Consider the following 15,578-nt stretch of genomic DNA (forward strand, 5'->3'; position numbering starts at 1 on the left):
GTCATGCGCCAGATCAATGCCACGTTGTCCATCACCCTCGACGGAGTCATCCAGGGACTGGGCCGTCCGGACGAGGACACCCGCGGTGGCTTCACCCACGGTGGGTGGGGCGGCAAGTACAACGACGAGGTCATGGGCCGTGAGATGGGCAAGGGCATGGCGAAACCCACGGACATGCTGTTCGGACACCGGACCTGGACCGACTTCATCACCGCCTGGAGCACCCGCGCCGACGTCAACCCGTTCACCGCGTACATGAACGCAGCCACGAAGTACGTTGTGTCAAGGACGCTGGAGAACGCCGATGCCTGGCAGAACTCCGTTCTGCTCTCAGGCGAGGCCGCCGAGACGGTGGCCAAGCTCAAGGCCGAGCCGGGCAACGATCTGACGATCATCGGCAGCGCGTCGCTTGTCCGCTCCCTGCACGCCGCCGGGCTCATCGACAACTTCACGCTGCTGATCCACCCACTGACCCTGGGTACCGGGACGCGGCTGTTCGAAGGCCCAGCCCCGCTGACCGAGTTCGAGCTCACCGACTCCGTCACCACCACCAAGGGCGTGATCATCGCCCACTACACCCGCCGATAACTGAGCGGTGGTTCCGTGCAGTAGACGAAGACCGCTGGCCACTTCACCAGCTACCGCGCCGGGTCTAAACTGACCCTATGTCCGACACTGCAGGACGCAAGTTGTTCCAGCATTCAGGAACGGCGCTCATCTTCCGGGGAGCCTTGGCCCTTCTCTTGGCCTTCTTGGTTGCCTCCCTGCCGGTCGCCACGGTATTTGCCCTCGTCTATGTGTTCGGCGTCTACGCCATCACCGACGGACTCACTGACATGGCCCACTACTTCTACGACCCTGCGCGCCACTCCCGCTGGAGCATGATTGGCGGCTTCATCTCCGTCGCGACCGGGCTCGTGGCGGTTTCTTGGCCGGGCATCACCGCCGCGGCGCTTGGCTTCCTCATCGGAGCATGGGCCTTGATCCTCGGGATTTCGCAGATCATCCTTGCGAGGGACATCAGGACGACAGTCAGGGCTTGGTGGATCTGGATGTTGACCGGGTTGGTCACCACCGTGTTTGGACTTTTTGTGCTCGTCAATCAGGGCGCGGGATTCCTGGGCGTGGTGGCGCTTCTCGCGACATATGCCGCGGTCAGTGGCGTTCTGTTGATCGCCTCCGGCATCAAACTCCGCAGGCGCGCTTCCTCTTCGGTGATGCTCGCCCATTAGCCCCTGCGGGAGCAATCCACCCCAGGGGGATGCGCCAGGTCCCAAGTTCGGTAAGTTAGTGGCTGTGAAGATAGCTACCTGGAATGTGAATTCGCTCCGCGCACGTGCCGACCGCGTCGAGGCTTGGCTGCAGCGCAGTGACTGCGACGTCTTGGCCATGCAGGAAACCAAGTGCAAAGATGACAACTTTCCGTGGGAGCTCTTCGAGCGCATGGGCTACGAGGTTGCGCACTTCGGCCTGAGCCAATGGAACGGTGTGGCGATCGCCTCGCGTGTAGGGCTCGACGACGTCGAACGCACCTTTGTTGACCAGCCCGCCTTCGGAAAGGCCGGCAAGGATCCTGTCCAGGAAGCCCGTGCCATTGCCGCAACGTGTGGCGGGGTCCGGGTGTGGAGCCTGTACGTTCCCAACGGCCGTTCCCTGGATGACGAACACATGCCGTACAAGCTCAAGTGGCTGGACACCCTGAAGGGCCATGCCGCCGGCTGGATCACGGAGAACCCAGAGACCCAGGTGGCGCTCATGGGCGACTGGAACATCGCGCCGCTGGACGAGGATGTCTGGGACATCGACTATTTCAGGGCGAACGCACTCACCCACGTCAGCGAACCCGAGCGCGAGGCCTTCCGGGCGTTCGAAGCGGCCGGTTTCACCGACGTCGCCCGCGCTTACACTCCAGGTCCCGGCGTCTACACCTACTGGGACTACACGCAGCTGCGGTTCCCCAAGAAAGAGGGCATGCGCATCGACTTCGTCATGGCCTCCCCCGCGCTGGCCGCGCGCGTCACGGGAGCGTCGATCGACCGCGAGGAGCGCAAGGGCAAGGGCGCCTCGGACCACGCTCCTGTGATCGTGGAGCTTACGGACTGAGCAGCAACAATGACGGAGGAGGCGGGCCCGCTATGAGCGGAAAGCTATATGGAAGCCAGGCAGGGCTGCCCTTCTCTTCAGCGTTGCGCGTCTACGAACCGCTCGAGGCGTTCCCCGAGGACCAGCGGCAGCAGCTCGTGGCGAGCGGTACCCGCAGCGGTTCGCGGGCCGCCGTCGAAAATGCCGAGCTGCTCGCCTCCCTCGGACGGGTCACCCGCAAGGGCGGGGACCCTTTCCCCACCGGCAGCACCGATCTGGTCCGCATCACCCGGGTTCCTTCCGGAGATCGGAACGACCCCGACGCCGGACGGCTGCTTTACTGCCCCAGCCAGCTGGTCATCCGGGCAGGATTGGCGGCCAACGCCCTCATGGAAGGTATCCACGGACCGCTCGCGGACCTTCTTATCCCCGTGGACCAGCGAGACCGCCATCAGGCACGCATCGACCGAATCAACGCCAGTCACGACGCGAAGCGCGTGCACACGAGGGCTTCCACGTGGGGCATCCCCTTCAGCTGGTTCTCGCTGTTCCAGGAATCGGACCGCAAGGATGTCGTGGAATCAGGCGGCCGCATCCTGACGGTCAGGGTCTGGGCCTCGCTGACGGATGCCTTGGACCGGGCACGCTTTGCCGTAGCCAATCTCGCCCTCGCCGCACCGGACCTGGACATGCTGGACGACCTCACCCAGCTCACCGAATGGCTTGAGTTGTTCCATGTGCAGTCAATGGTCGAGCTGGATTATGGCGCCGTTGCGGACAAGGTGTACCCGGACGAGTCGCCTATGGATGTCAGGCTCGGCATCGAATGCCTGGCCGAGGGAGACATGACGGGAGCGGCCGCTGCTTATCGGAGGCTGGCTTCCCGCTGGATCCCCATCAGGCAGTTGGCCCGGGCTTCCTAGCTCTGTTCGCGGCGTCTTGGCTCGCGGAGCGGGTTAGTCCCTGGGGCGGGGCGGTGCGGTGGTTTCCCTCACGATCAGCCGGTGGGGTGCTTTCATGGACCGCACGGAACCCGCGGCCCCGGCCAATTCGTCCAACAGCATGCGCGTGCCCAGTTGGCCTTGTTCAACGGGGTCCTGGGCCACGGTTGTCAGGCCCATGGCCTCGGCGAATTCATGGTTGTCAATCCCGATGATGGACAATTCTTCCGGTACACGGACGCCACGGCGCCGCGCCTGCAACATGGCTCCCATGGCCATTTCATCGGAAGCACAGAAGATCGCCGTCGGTTTTGGCCCGGGCTTGCTCCAGAGCTCGTCGAAGGCTTCCTGGCCGCTGCCCACAGTGAAGTTTCCGAAAATGTCCCATTCCGGAGGCATGGAGAAGCCCGCGCTCGTCATGGCATCCGTGAAGCCGTCAACGCGCAGTCGCGGCACGGTGAAGTTCAGGTCGGAATCGTCCTGGCCATGGAGCAGCGCGATCTCCCGGTGGCCGAGATTCAACAGATGCATGGTGGCTTCCACCGAGGCAGCGTAATCGTCGATGCCGATGCTCGGGCAGTCCTCCACTGGACCGCCGACAATCACCAAGGGGATTTCGATCCTTTGGAGATCGGCGATTTCCTCGGACGTCAGGGACATACAGAGGACCAGGAGAGCATCGATCTGCTTATAGACCATCGTCTTGCTGAAGAGCCGTTCCCGCGCTCCGCGCTGCCCGCCAAGGTTGAACAAGGAGAGGTTGTAGCCGCGAGCGTGGAGCTCGCGGTCTACACCCTCGATCGCCTTGAAGAAGAACCAGCGGTCCACGTAAGGGGCCAGGACACCGATCGTCTTGGTGCGGCCCGTGGCCAGTCCCGACGCGGACGACGACGCCACATACCCGAGTTCTCCCGCGACCCGCAGGATCTTCTCCCGGGTAGCAGGAGACACCCGGGGAAGGCCGCGCACTGCGCGGGAAACGGTGGCGGTGGAAACGCCTGCGGCCTGTGCGACGTCCTCAATGCTGGCTCCTGCGTGGCCGCCACGCTGGGACCGTTCACTCGTTTTTGCCACTCAAGCCCCCTCAAAGAATCCGTGCGGAAGCCGGGGGTTCCTTCCCAGACGGCAGATAACCAGCGTATTCCGCTTGGTTGCCTTCCGCCGATTCCGCGCTACTTATTTCCGCTCGCTACTCACGTGATGCGCCTGGATGTCCGCGCGGGGAGCCGCCGGCGAAGCCGAAGCATCCCCCACAGGGCCAGCAACACTGCGAGCAGGCCCAGTGCCCAGCCCAATGCGGGCTGGGCCGTGAGCTCGGCAGCCACCGTGATCACCAGCAGGACCAAGGCCCAAAAGCCGAGAAAACCTATCACGAGGTCGAAATCTTCCGCCGATTTCACTCGCGTGTGCTGCTCCTTGGCTGGGCCGCCGAGGGACGGCCCGGCCGAATCCGGAGTTTGCGTCATTTGACGGCGCCGGCTGTCAGGCCCGCCACGATCTTGCGCTGGAAGATCAGCACGAGGATCACCAGCGGAATCGTCACAACTGTTCCGGCTGCCATGACGGCGGTGTACGGCTCCTGGTGGGCCTGGGCACCGGCGAAGTAGGCGATAGCCACCGTAACGGTCTTGGTCTGGTCATTGGACAGCTGGCTCGCGATGAGGAACTCATTCCACGAAGCGATGAACGCCAGGATGGCTGTGGTGAACACGGCAGGCGCCGCGAGCGGCATGATCACCTTGCGGAATGCCTGACCCTGGGTGCAGCCATCAATCCGGGCTGATTCCTCCAGCTCCCACGGCATTTCCCGGAAGAAGGACGTCAAGGTGTAGACCGTCAGGGGGAGCACAAACGAGATGTTTGGAATAATCAGCGCCTGATAGGTGCCGTACCAGCCGATGTTGGTGAACAGCTGGAACAACGGCGTCACCAAGGCCACGCCCGGGAACATCGATGCCCCGAGGACAAAGCCGAGGACCAGGAACTTGAAGCGGAATTCGAGCCTGGACAAGGCATACGCCGCGAACACCCCGAAGAGCAGGGCAACCAAGGTGGTTACCCCTGCCACGAAGAGCGAGTTCAAGAGGTTCCGGCCGAAGTGGTTGCCCAGGCTTTCAGAGAAGACCGTGTTGAAGTTGTCCCACGTGACGTGGGTGAAGAAAGGCGTCGAATCAAAGGTATATCCAACGTCGCGGAACGCGGTCACGATCATCCAGTAGAAGGGAATCAAGCACCAGATGAAGATGAGCGCTGCGCTGATGTACGTGCGCCCGCTCGCCCAGCGTTCCCGCCGTCGGGCAGCTGTCTTAGGCGCGGAGTCAATGCTCACGGCGGTCATTTGTCCTGCCCCTTGGTGGTCTTGGGTGTGGCTGAGGCGACTGCGTTGGCTCCCAGGAAACGAACGAAAATGAACGCGACGAGGAAGATGATCAAGAAGGTGATGGTGGACAGGGCCGCTGCTGAGTTGAATCCCTGACGGATCTGGTCAACCACCAGGATGGACAGCGTTGTTGTGCCGTTCGAGCCCTGGGTCATGATGGCCGGGAGGTCATACATACGCAGTGCGTCAAGGACACGGAACAGGACAGCCACCATGAGCGCCGGCTTCACCAGCGGCAAGGTGATCTGGGTGAAACGCTGCCATGCCGAGGCACCGTCGACCTTCGCGGCTTCGTATACTTCCGCCGGGATGATCTGCAGGCCAGCCAAAATCAGCAGGGCCATGAACGGCGTCGTCTTCCAAACGTCTGAAATGATGATCGCCCAACGGGCCGGCCATTCGCTGCCTGTCCACAGGATTGCCGTGCCAAAGAGCTTGTTGGCGATTCCGTCGAAAGCGAAGATGAAGAACCACAGCTTCGCGGTTACGGCCGTTGGAATGGCCCACGGAACCAGGACAGCGGCACGAAGGGCACTGCGGCCGCGGAACGTCCGCGCCATGATGATGGCCATCCAGAACCCGAGGACCGTCTCCAAGACAACGGTGACCGCCGTAAAGAAGAACGTCGTTCCCACGGCGCTCCAGAATTGGGCGCCAAGAGTGCCAGGTGCACAGGCTGCGGAGCCACACTGCTGTGCCAACCAGTGGACGAAGTTATCGAAGCCGGCGGGTCCGCCCTGGACGAAGACCTTGGTCACCGGATCCAGGCCCTGGTCCTTCTGGAACGCCATGATAATCGCGTTGACCACCGGGTACACGATGACAACGGCGAGCAATACCAAAGCAGGGGAAATCAACCAGAACGCCCACCGGCCTTGAGACGTGGCCGCCCGGTCCTGTCCTACTTCTTTTTGAACTTTTTTGGTTTTGGGGCTTGGTGTCTCTGGCGCCCGCTTAGGCTGCGCAAGGGTGGACATTTCCCCTCCTTCCGGAAATTGATAGCGTGCCCCTCGGGCGGCTGGTCGCGTGAAGCGCCAGCCGCCCGAGGTTCACTGTAGGTGTCGCTATTGGCTGGCCGAGTTGATGGCCGTGTCCATATCCGTCATTGCCTGATCGACGGACTTGTCACCCTTGATGGCAGCGTAGGCATTGTCCTGAATGGCCTTGGTGACTGCTGGGTAGAACGGCGTGACCGGGCGCGGCACGGCATTCTGAATTGAGGTCTTCAGCACCGGAAGGTACGGCAGCTGCTGGACCAGGGTGGGGTCGTCGTACAAGGAACTCAGGACCGGGGCCAGCGAGCCCTGCGTGGCGTAGAACTTTTCAGTCTCTTCGCTGGTCATGAAGGTCAGGAAGTCCTTGGCCGTTGCCTTGTGTGCCGAGTAGACGCTGACGGCGAGGTTGTGTCCACCGAGGGATGAGGCGCCAGGGCCGCTCTTACCGGGGAGCGGAGCCATGCCGAAGGTGTCCTTCACCTTGGACGAACCGTCCGTCTTGGCGAGGTTGTAGACGTAGGGCCAGTTGCGCAGGAAGAGGAGCTTGCCGTCTTCGAAGGACTGCCTGCCCTGTTCCTCCTGGTAGGTGACGCCCTGCGTGGGGATGTTTCCGTTCTTGTAGGCGGTGACCAGGTTGTTGAGGCCAGCCTTGGCGGCCGCAGAAGTCACCGTCGATTTGCCGTCGTCTCCAACGATCGTGCCGCCGGCCGAGTTGATGGCTTCAGCCGCGTTCACGGTGAGGCCTTCATACTTGGCGAACTGTCCTGCGTAGCAGTCGATGCCGTGCTGCTTCGCGATGGAGCACATGCTCATCATCTCGTCCCAGGTCTTGGGCGGGGTGGGCACCAGGTCCTTGCGGTAGTAGAGGATGCCGCCGTCCGAGGTCTGGGGTGCCGCGAACAGCGTGTTGTTGTACGTTGCCGTCTTGACGGTGGCAGGCAGCATCTTGGACGTGTCGATGCTCATCTTGTCGGTGAGCGGCTGCAGCCAGCCCTTCGCCGCAAACTCGGCGGTCCAGATGACGTCCACGTCAACGACGTCGTAATTGACGTTCTTGGCCTGGAAGTTCTGGACCAAATCGTCGTGCTGCTGGTCCGCCTGGTCGGACTGCTCCTTGAAGGTGACCTTCTGGTCCGGGTGCGCCGCATTCCACTTATCGACGAGCGGGCGGACAACGTTGCTGTTGTCTTTGCCCTGGACGTAGGTGATTGGACCACGTCCGTCGAGGTTTGCTGCGGCATCTCCGCCGCTTGAGGCGGTGCTGCCGCCACCGCCGCCACCACAGGCGGACAGGGACATGGCTAGCACGCCGGCGACAGCTGCCGGCAAAAGGTACTTGCGTGTGTTCATGCTGGGAACTCCTCAGTGAGTGGACCAGGTATTTCCGCAGTGCGGTTGATGTGGTGAGCCTCACATTAGTAAGCTTCCGGGTAGTAATGCAAGCGTTTACACAAAAATGTGTCATCGAGAGGAATCCAGTGCCGCACTCCCCGATCCCAACCCCCGGTTCCAACAATTCCGCGTGGTGGGCCAGCGCCGTCGTCTACCAGATCTATCCCCGCTCTTTCGCCGATGCCAACGGCGACGGCATGGGCGACCTTGCCGGGGTCACGGCGAAACTGCCCTATCTGCAAAGTTTGGGCGTGGATGCCGTGTGGCTCTCCCCGTTCTACAAGTCGCCGCAAGCTGACGCCGGATACGACGTGGCGGACTACCGGGCCGTGGATCCCCTCTTCGGCACCCTGGATGACTTCGACGCCATGCTGGAGAAGGCACATAGCCTGGGCATCAAAGTGATTGTCGACCTCGTGCCCAACCACACCTCGGACGAGCACGCATGGTTCCGCGAAGCCCTCGCAGCCGCCCCCGGCTCCCCCGAACGCGAGCGCTACATGTTCCACCCGGGCAAAGACTCCAAGCCGGGTTCCGGGGACGGGGCTTTGGCCCCCAACAATTGGAAATCCATCTTCGGCGGCCCTGCGTGGACGCGCCTAACGAACGACGACGGCACTCCCGGCGAGTGGTACCTGCACCTTTTCGATACGAAGCAGCCCGATCTCAACTGGGAGAACCCCGAGGTCCATGATGAGATGCGTTCGGTACTTCGCTTTTGGCTGGACCGCGGAGTTGACGGGTTCCGGGTGGATGTTGCCCACGGCCTGGTCAAAGAAGCCGGATTGCCGGACTGGGACGGCGCTGCCGCCATGGTTGAAGGTGGTTTATCCGCACCAGGCGCCCACAGCGAAGCCGTCGAACCGCACACGGCCAGGCTGCACATTGTCCCCGCAGCCGATAACTCCGCCGGGCCCGTCGCGACCGCCGTCGAGCACAAGGTCAAGCCGCCGCTGGACCCGCCGTCGCCCTTCTTCGACCAGGACGGCGTCCACGAGATCTACCGCGAATGGCACAGAGTCCTCGCCGAGTACGACGGCGACCGCATGCTGGTTGCCGAGGCCTGGGTGGAGCCTGCTGAGCGCTTGGCCCGGTACGTGCGCAAGGATGAAATGCAGCAGGCCTTCAACTTCGATTTCCTCTTGGCAGGCTGGGACGCGGAGCGCATGGCGGAGGCAATCGAATCTTCGTTGGACGCGGCGGGATCCGTCGAGGCTCCTTCCACTTGGGTCTTGAGCAACCACGACACGGTCCGACACCCCAGCCGCTTCGGGCTGGAAGATCCCACCACTTTCCCCAAGGGAATAGCGGCGGAAGACGAACAGCCCGACGCCGCCCTGGGCCTCGCGCGGGCGCGCGCGGCATCCATGGTGTCGTTCGCCCTGCCTGGCTCGGCCTATTTGTACCAGGGTGAGGAACTCGGCCTTCCGGAGCACACGTCCCTGCCGGCCGAGGCTCGCCAGGACCCATCATTCTTCCGTACCAAGGGCGTGGAGCGCGGCCGCGATGGGTGCCGCGTGCCGCTGCCCTGGAAATCCGCGGAACCCGGCTTCGGATTCTCGGAAGCGGCGTCGGCAGGTACGGGCGGAGCCGGTACTGCCGGTGGAGCGCCTGCGGCGCCCTGGCTGCCCCAGCCCGAAGCGTTCGGCGAGCTGGCGGCGGACGTCCAGGCCGGCGTCGGGGGCTCCACCCTGGAGCTGTACCGCTCCGTCCTCGCATTCCGCAGGGCCCACGGGCTGGGTTCGGGCACGTTCCAGTGGGCCGAGGAGCACGATCCCGCCAACGGAGTCCTGGCCTTCCACAACCGGGACGTGCTGGTAGTGGTCAACATGGGGACTGCAGCTCTCCCCGTACCGGCAGGGCTCCGGGTGGAGCTGTCCAGCGATGGCGGCTCGGGCGGGGCTTCGATTGTCCCGAACAGCGGGGCGTACATCGTGGCGCTTTAGGGGACGTCGTTCCTGACCTTCTTTCGCACGGAAACGGGGCCGACACGCAGCAAGTTGTGCGTGTCGGCCCCGTTCTCTAGCCAAAGAGGGTCAGGAAGGCGCCGTAATGATCCGGCGTGGAGCCTACTTGCCGCCCTTGAAGAAGCCGGCGATCTTGGAGCCGAGGCCCTTGGCGTTCTCGGCCACGTCACCAGCGAGGTCCTTGGCGTTGCCGGCAACGTCACCCGCGATTTCCTTGGCTTTCTCAGCCACGTCACCCGAGAGGAACTCCTTGACGTGCTCCGCGGCGTCGCCGGCAAATTCCTTCGCATTCCCGACCGCCTCGCCGGCAAATTCCTTGACGTGCTCAGCGGCATCGCCTGTTGCGTGCTTGGCCTGTTCAGCTGCGGCTTCGGCGCTTTGCTTGATGTTGTTGACTTCTTCGCTCATGGTTTTCTCCTTGTTCCTGGTCCAAAGTGTTCTGGTCCATCGGCTTGACTCGGACCCAAGGTCCGGTGCCGGCCGGGGCAAGCCCAACCAAAGGGAAGAGTTCCCCCTACCCTTCAAACTATGGCCCCACGGACACCTCTGCAACGCAAAACGCCCGGGAAAGGAACATGGCTATCCGATTAACAACGGTTGCGTGTCAGTTCAACGAACGCGCTCGGCCTTGCTGAACCTGGTCCTCGCGCCGGCCCCGATATGAATCAACACGGGAGTCTTGCGTCCCACCACTATGTCCAACGCCTCCACGAGCCTGGAGACGTCAGCGGCCAGCGTGTGCGGGGAAACGCCTTGACGGGGCTGGACCCTGATCCGGAGCCCGGGACTACCGTTGACCTCGTAGGTTGCCACCGTGACGCCCGCGAGATCCGTACGTTCCGCGAGGGCCGCCTTGAGCGCCTGTTCGGCAAGGTTCCCGCCGATGCTGACATCGCCGGCGGTCCGGGCGTCATCGTACTCGGACACGATGAGGTTTGCCCGGCCTTTGCCTTGCTGCGACACCCAGGCCACCATGAGCACGATCACGACAACCAGCACCGCTGCTGCGGCAACCCAGAGCCAGCTTTCCTCCCGTCCTGGAATGCGGGTCTGCTCAGAGAGGTACTTGGCGTGTTCCCAGAGCCCGGTGGACCAGCCTTGCCACCAACTTCCCACGGCGGGAACAGTGGCGAGCAGCATCAGGAGAATGCCGATGGCCAGCAGCTTCAGGCCAAGGATGCCGATCAGGATGCGGTTGAGGACGTGCGGAGTGCCGTTCATGCCCCGATCACCCCCGACGTAGCGACATTGACACGGACCGAAGGCATGGGCGAAGGGGCCATCTTTTGAAGTTCATCCTCGACGGCGGCAAGGACCCGTTCCTCGTGCAAGGGCACGCCCGAGGTGGGACGGACGTTGACCACAACCAGCCGTTGGGAAACCACCACCATGACTTGCTCCTGGGTGACATTCGCCGCCGTCCGGGCAGCGCGGGCCAGTGCAGAAGCGATGACCTCGTCGTCCACCACAACTCCGGCCCGGGGATCCTCAAGCAAGTGGCGGGACTTTCGGCCGGGCAGGACCGCGTTCAAGAAGAAAATCAGGCCCACCATGGCCACGACGCCGCCGAGGGAACCGAGCAGCAAAGGGGAAATCCCTCCTGGCAGGGCGGTGAGCCGTTCAGCAGCCGTCTGCGGATCGATGAGCCACGGTGGTTGGCCAATGGCGCGCAAAGCGGATTCGAGAAGCGCATAGACACAGGCCGCGATCACAACGGCCGCGGCCAGCCCCGCCATTCCCGCGCGGGAGGAACGGGTCTCGCGCTTGAGGATGCGCCGGAGTCCGACGTCGATGCGGTCGCCGAAATCGGTGGTCCCTGGTGTCTGGATGCCGGGGGTCTCGCCGTCGGCCGTCTGCGCGTGCGTAGCGTCCGCGTGGCTGCGCCGGGCGTGCGGGGTCTGGGCGTGGCTCATCGGACGCGAGCTCCTTCGCTGATGCGTGCGCCGCTGATCCGGATATCCACGCGGCTCAAGGTGGAACCACTGAGTTGGGTGACGCGCTCAAGAATGGCCGTTTTGGCAGCTACGGCCCGCTCCCAGACCGTGCCCCGATATCCCGCTACCCGCAGGGGGTCCCTGAGGACTTCCGTCAGCGAGGGCACACGGATCGGGGCGACAACCGAGAGTGCCAGGAGGCCGTCGTCGTCCGACCATTCGGCCCGGACATCCTGCGCCGAGACACCGAGCGCTTCCGCGGCGGCCGCCTGGGCCAAAGTGGTGAGGGCCTGGGTGCTGATTCGGTTGTGGCCAGCCAGGGAGACGGCTGGCTGCACAGCCTCAGCCGTGGAACTCATGACGATGAACGGCGGCCGGTGAGGGCATCCAGCACGGTGCGCAGGTCAAGCTTTCCGTCCGCGGCGCGGCCGAGAAGCGCACCGATGCCCATGAAGAGAAGGGCGATGATAAAACCCCACAGCCCGAATTGGAAAGCCATAAACGCCACGAAGGCGCCGATCCCGATCCCGACAACAGTCATGCTCACTGGAGTGGCTCCCTTTCCGATAATGCGCCTTTTGTTCCGGCTTTGATGGGCGGAGCGACGTAGACGTCGTTGATCTCAACGTTGACCTCAATGACTTCCAGGCCCACCAACGATTCGACCGCCCGATAGACGGCCGCGCGGACCTGGTTGGCGACATCATGCAAAGGGTATCCATAGACGGCCACAAGATTGATGTCCACGGCCACCTGGGTTTCTCCGACCTCGGCGCGGACACCCGCAGCATGGTCCTGGCTGCCGACGGCATCGCGGATGGCTCCGAGGGCGCGCGAAGGAGCCGATCCGAGGGAATAGACACCTGGAACAGCCCTGGCGGCAATACCGGCAACCTTGGCGACAGCGGAATCCGAGATCACTGTGCGGCCACTTCCTGCCACCGTTTGCCGGTCCTCGGATACCGGAGCCCCAACGGCTTCCGGTTCAGGCGCGGTGTAGCTTTCCTGCTGGTCCATTTAGCCCTCCCCTTCTCTTGAGTACCACCCTAGCGCTTGGCCAAGACAAGGCGGAGACAAGCCGGCCGTCGCCGTGAGATTCTGCTGGATCACTCCGAGTCGTGTAGGTGGCCGGCCGCGTGATTCCAAGGCTCCGGGGTTTGTCCATTCGAGTGATTGAGCAGAATCCGTCGCGTAGGCGTGAAAATGGCGCGTGCGCATGGATATATTCGCCCTTTTAGGCACAAACTGAATAACCCCAGGCTTTTCCACTGCAGGTTAAATGAAGAAAAGCGCCAGTTCCGAAGAACTGACGCTTCCCAGTGGTGGCTCCGACCGGCGTCGATCCGGTGACCTTTCGATTTTCAGTCGAACGCTCTACCAACTGAGCTACAGAGCCTTAGGTGACAATGTCACCATGATTGCCGGAATTCCTTCCGGCAATCAAAGCGACCCTGACGGGACTTGAACCCGCGACCTCCGCCGTGACAGGGCGGCGCGCTAACCAACTGCGCTACAGGGCCTTGCTTGTAGTATCTCTACTACGCTTGCAGTATCTCTACCGCTTTTTTCAAGGCTTCCAGCTTACCAGACTTTTCAGCCTGACTTGACCAGTTCCTTGCGTACCCCCAACGGGATTCGAACCCGTGCCGCCGCCGTGAAAGGGCGGTGTCCTAGGCCGCTAGACGATGGGGGCCTGGAACAATCCGAATTCGCGACGGTCAACAACGCTATGCGTTTACCGCTTCTCGCTCGTCCGAACTGGACTCTAAAACTTTAGAGCATAGTCGGGGATATTCCCAAATCGCACGTCGCGGAACGCAAACCAGGACGCAAACCAGAACGCAAACCGGCCTCAACACCCGGTTCAAATCCACTGCACCAGAGTTGGCGGTTTCTTGTTGAAAGACGTCCGAATTCCGCCAGTCCGTGGTGCCCCTCGCGGGCTAGATTGGCATCATGGCCGCAAGCACCCCAATCTCTCCGGCGACCACTCCCTCCCGGACCATCAGTAAGCTCGGCATCGCCGCCGTCATCGTCACCGTTGTCCTCTGGGCATCCGCCTTCGTAGGCATCCGCGCCGTGGGACCCAGCTTCTCCCCCGGCTCCCTGACGCTCGGACGGCTGGTGGTTGCCGCCGTCGCGCTCGGCTTTGTCGCCCTGCCCCGGCTCAAGCGCTGGCCCAGAGGCCGCGAATGGCTTCCGATCCTGGCCTATGGCGTCATGTGGTTCGCGGGCTACAACCTCGCCCTGAACGCCGCCGAGCACATGCTCGATGCCGGAACGAGCGCCATGCTCATCAACGTCTCGCCGATCCTGATCGCCGTCCTCGCCGGCGTCGTCCTGAAAGAAGGCTTCCCGCGCTGGCTGATCATCGGCAGCCTTGTGGCATTCGGCGGTGTTGCGCTGATCGCGCTCGGTTCGGGACAGCGCTCGACGGCGGATGTCGCCGGAGTGTTGTTGTGCCTCCTTGCCGCTGTGCTTGCCGCTGTGAGCGTGATTGTCCAGAAGCCCGTGCTGCGCACGTTCTCCGCGGCACAGGCCACCTGGTTTGGCATCATGGTGGGGGCCGTGTGCTGCCTGCCGTGGGCCGGCCAACTGGTGGCCGAAGTGCAGGCAGCGCCCCTTCCAGCCACTCTCGGCTTGGTGTATCTGGGGATCTTCCCCACGGCAATCGCTTTCACGACGTGGGCCTATGCGCTGTCCCTCATCGAGGCCGGGAAACTCGCCGCCACGACGTACCTGGTTCCGGGCACCACGATCCTGATTTCCTGGGCGGTCCTCAAGGAGATCCCCACCATCTGGGGCCTCGTGGGCGGCGTTATCTGCCTCGTGGGTGTCGGGCTGACGCGGCGCCGCTCCCCCAAAGGAAGCCGCTCCCGCTAAGGTTCGGCGTCAAGAAGCCGGGCGACCCGGGGCCAAGGAGCCCCGCCGCCGTCGAACCCCTGCCGCTGCTACCTTGCCATCCCGGCAAGAAGCTCGCGGTGCGTGGGCGGGTTGGCTCCAGGCCGCCCCACGGTAATGGCTGCGGCCATGGAGGCGGTCTGCCCGATGCGTTCGAGGACCGTGGGCGCAAGCCCTTGGCTTCCGCGCAGCAGCAGCCCAAGAATCAGCGCAGACATGTAGGAATCGCCGGCGCCGATCGTGTCCGCCACCACCGAGGTCACAGCGGGAACCGTCAACTGAGTGTGCGGCGTCGCCATCAAGGAGCCTTCGGCGCCTCGCGTGACCACCGCCAGGCCGGCACCGAGGCCCAGGATGTGCTTGGCAGTCTCTTCCAAGGACTTGCCGGGGTAGAGCCAGAACGCGTCGTCGTCGCTGAGCTTCACCACGCTGGTCAGCGGTATGAGCTCCTCGAAAATGCGGAGAGCCTCACTGTGGCTGCCGAGGAGGTCCGCGCGGATATTGGGGTCGTACGTGACGATGCAGCCACCTTGCGCCTGCTCCAAAAGGTTCCTGACGACGCCGGCCCCGGGCTCGAGGAAGGTAGCGATCGAACCCGTGTGCAGCACCTTCGGGGCGTAAGGGAGTGCCGCAGGAGCCAGCTTCCACTCAATGTCGAAGGTGTACTCGGCCGAACCGTCCGCGGCGATCTCCGCCGTCGCCGTCGCGGTCTTCGCGAGCGATTGCGAACCCGGCAGGACAACCACACCGGCGCTTGCCAGATGCGCCGCAATCGACTCGCCACGGGAATCGCGCCCGACGGCGGTCAGCAGCCCGGCTTTCACGTCGAGCCGCCCGAGGCCGTAGGCGACGTTCGCCGGCGAGCCGCCGGGGTATTCCGTCTGCCCTCCGGGCGAGTTCACGATGTCGATGAGCGCTTCGCCGACCACGACGACGTCGAGCGGCTCGGACGCAAGGTGCGAGTGGTTCATGCGTTTCCTGTTCCT

18 protein-coding genes and 3 tRNA genes are annotated in these 15,578 nt (G+C 63.4%); 6 read left to right on the top strand and 15 right to left on the bottom strand.

Annotation, left to right across the window (positions count from 1 at the left end; translation table 11 throughout):
• Positions 1-3: 3 nt before the first annotated feature.
• The 4 genes from QRN52_RS17730 (at position 4) to QRN52_RS17745 (ending at position 3,005) form a co-directional block, all read left to right on the top strand.
• Positions 4-588 (top strand): dihydrofolate reductase family protein, encoded by a 585-nt coding sequence (locus QRN52_RS17730; RefSeq protein WP_284754660.1) that lies wholly within the window; start codon positions 4-6, stop codon positions 586-588.
• Between the two features lie 77 nt (positions 589-665).
• The gene (locus QRN52_RS17735; RefSeq protein ID WP_284754662.1) at positions 666-1,232 is read left to right on the top strand and encodes an HdeD family acid-resistance protein; all 567 of its coding nucleotides are present in this window, start codon (positions 666-668) and stop codon (positions 1,230-1,232) included.
• Positions 1,233-1,296: 64 nt separating this feature from the next.
• Complete coding sequence (locus QRN52_RS17740; protein WP_234752737.1) at positions 1,297-2,103, top strand: exodeoxyribonuclease III; 807 nt, start codon at positions 1,297-1,299, stop codon at positions 2,101-2,103.
• A gap of 32 nt (positions 2,104-2,135) precedes the next feature.
• On the top strand, positions 2,136-3,005 hold the full coding sequence (locus tag QRN52_RS17745) for a DUF8083 family protein (protein WP_284754665.1): 870 nt from the start codon (positions 2,136-2,138) through the stop codon (positions 3,003-3,005).
• Between the two features lie 33 nt (positions 3,006-3,038).
• On the opposite strand, the gene QRN52_RS17750 is transcribed toward QRN52_RS17745, so the two are convergent.
• The 5 genes from QRN52_RS17750 to QRN52_RS17770 form a co-directional block, all read right to left on the bottom strand.
• Complete coding sequence (locus QRN52_RS17750; RefSeq protein ID WP_284754667.1) at positions 3,039-4,097, bottom strand: LacI family DNA-binding transcriptional regulator; 1,059 nt, start codon at positions 4,095-4,097, stop codon at positions 3,039-3,041.
• A 119-nt stretch (positions 4,098-4,216) separates the two neighbouring features.
• Positions 4,217-4,423, bottom strand: a complete 207-nt coding sequence (locus tag QRN52_RS17755; RefSeq protein ID WP_502869725.1) for a hypothetical protein — start codon at positions 4,421-4,423, stop codon at positions 4,217-4,219.
• Between the two features lie 62 nt (positions 4,424-4,485).
• Positions 4,486-5,361 carry a carbohydrate ABC transporter permease gene (locus tag QRN52_RS17760; protein ID WP_284754671.1) on the bottom strand — a complete coding sequence of 292 codons (876 nt, stop codon included), beginning with the start codon at positions 5,359-5,361 and terminating at the stop codon, positions 4,486-4,488.
• On the bottom strand, positions 5,358-6,380 hold the full coding sequence (locus QRN52_RS17765; protein WP_284754673.1) for a carbohydrate ABC transporter permease: 1,023 nt from the start codon (positions 6,378-6,380) through the stop codon (positions 5,358-5,360). Before QRN52_RS17765 ends, QRN52_RS17760 begins: the two co-directional genes overlap by 4 nt.
• An 87-nt stretch (positions 6,381-6,467) precedes the next feature.
• Positions 6,468-7,748 (bottom strand): ABC transporter substrate-binding protein, encoded by a 1,281-nt coding sequence (locus QRN52_RS17770; protein WP_284754675.1) that lies wholly within the window; start codon positions 7,746-7,748, stop codon positions 6,468-6,470.
• Positions 7,749-7,834: 86 nt separating this feature from the next.
• Here QRN52_RS17770 and QRN52_RS17775 point away from each other — a divergent pair, with 86 nt between their 5' ends.
• Positions 7,835-9,736, top strand: coding sequence for a glycoside hydrolase family 13 protein (locus QRN52_RS17775; RefSeq protein WP_502869726.1), 1,902 nt, complete (start codon positions 7,835-7,837; stop codon positions 9,734-9,736).
• Between the two features lie 123 nt (positions 9,737-9,859).
• On the opposite strand, the gene QRN52_RS17780 is transcribed toward QRN52_RS17775, so the two are convergent.
• From QRN52_RS17780 to QRN52_RS17820, 9 genes are all read right to left on the bottom strand, one after another.
• A complete protein-coding gene (locus QRN52_RS17780) occupies positions 9,860-10,165 on the bottom strand; it encodes a hypothetical protein (RefSeq protein ID WP_284754677.1) in 306 nt (101 codons plus the stop codon).
• Between the two features lie 201 nt (positions 10,166-10,366).
• Positions 10,367-10,978, bottom strand: coding sequence for a hypothetical protein (locus QRN52_RS17785; RefSeq protein WP_284754679.1), 612 nt, complete (start codon positions 10,976-10,978; stop codon positions 10,367-10,369).
• Positions 10,975-11,670, bottom strand: a complete 696-nt coding sequence (locus tag QRN52_RS17790) for a DUF6286 domain-containing protein (protein ID WP_284754680.1) — start codon at positions 11,668-11,670, stop codon at positions 10,975-10,977. The genes QRN52_RS17785 and QRN52_RS17790 overlap by 4 nt, the downstream gene beginning before the upstream one ends.
• Positions 11,667-12,050, bottom strand: coding sequence for a hypothetical protein (locus QRN52_RS17795; protein ID WP_284754682.1), 384 nt, complete (start codon positions 12,048-12,050; stop codon positions 11,667-11,669). The genes QRN52_RS17790 and QRN52_RS17795 overlap by 4 nt, the downstream gene beginning before the upstream one ends.
• Complete coding sequence (locus QRN52_RS17800; protein ID WP_284754683.1) at positions 12,047-12,238, bottom strand: DUF2273 domain-containing protein; 192 nt, start codon at positions 12,236-12,238, stop codon at positions 12,047-12,049. Before QRN52_RS17800 ends, QRN52_RS17795 begins: the two co-directional genes overlap by 4 nt.
• Positions 12,235-12,708, bottom strand: a complete 474-nt coding sequence (locus QRN52_RS17805) for an Asp23/Gls24 family envelope stress response protein (RefSeq protein WP_284754684.1) — start codon at positions 12,706-12,708, stop codon at positions 12,235-12,237. The genes QRN52_RS17800 and QRN52_RS17805 overlap by 4 nt, the downstream gene beginning before the upstream one ends.
• 303 nt (positions 12,709-13,011) lie before the next feature.
• Positions 13,012-13,087, bottom strand: a tRNA-Phe gene (locus QRN52_RS17810).
• Between the two features lie 50 nt (positions 13,088-13,137).
• Positions 13,138-13,211 (bottom strand) — tRNA-Asp (locus QRN52_RS17815).
• A 100-nt stretch (positions 13,212-13,311) separates the two neighbouring features.
• Positions 13,312-13,384, bottom strand: a tRNA-Glu gene (locus tag QRN52_RS17820).
• A gap of 263 nt (positions 13,385-13,647) precedes the next feature.
• On the opposite strand from QRN52_RS17820, the gene QRN52_RS17825 reads away from it, so the two are divergent.
• Positions 13,648-14,574, top strand: coding sequence for a DMT family transporter (locus QRN52_RS17825; RefSeq protein ID WP_284754686.1), 927 nt, complete (start codon positions 13,648-13,650; stop codon positions 14,572-14,574).
• A gap of 68 nt (positions 14,575-14,642) precedes the next feature.
• Here the strand turns inward: QRN52_RS17825 and QRN52_RS17830 are convergent, their stop codons facing one another.
• On the bottom strand, positions 14,643-15,563 hold the full coding sequence (locus tag QRN52_RS17830; protein WP_284754687.1) for a carbohydrate kinase family protein: 921 nt from the start codon (positions 15,561-15,563) through the stop codon (positions 14,643-14,645).
• Positions 15,564-15,578: the final 15 nt, after the last annotated feature.

Origin of the sequence: Arthrobacter sp. efr-133-R2A-120, from assembly GCF_030209835.1 — a bacterium.
GTDB lineage: Bacteria > Actinomycetota > Actinomycetes > Actinomycetales > Micrococcaceae > Arthrobacter.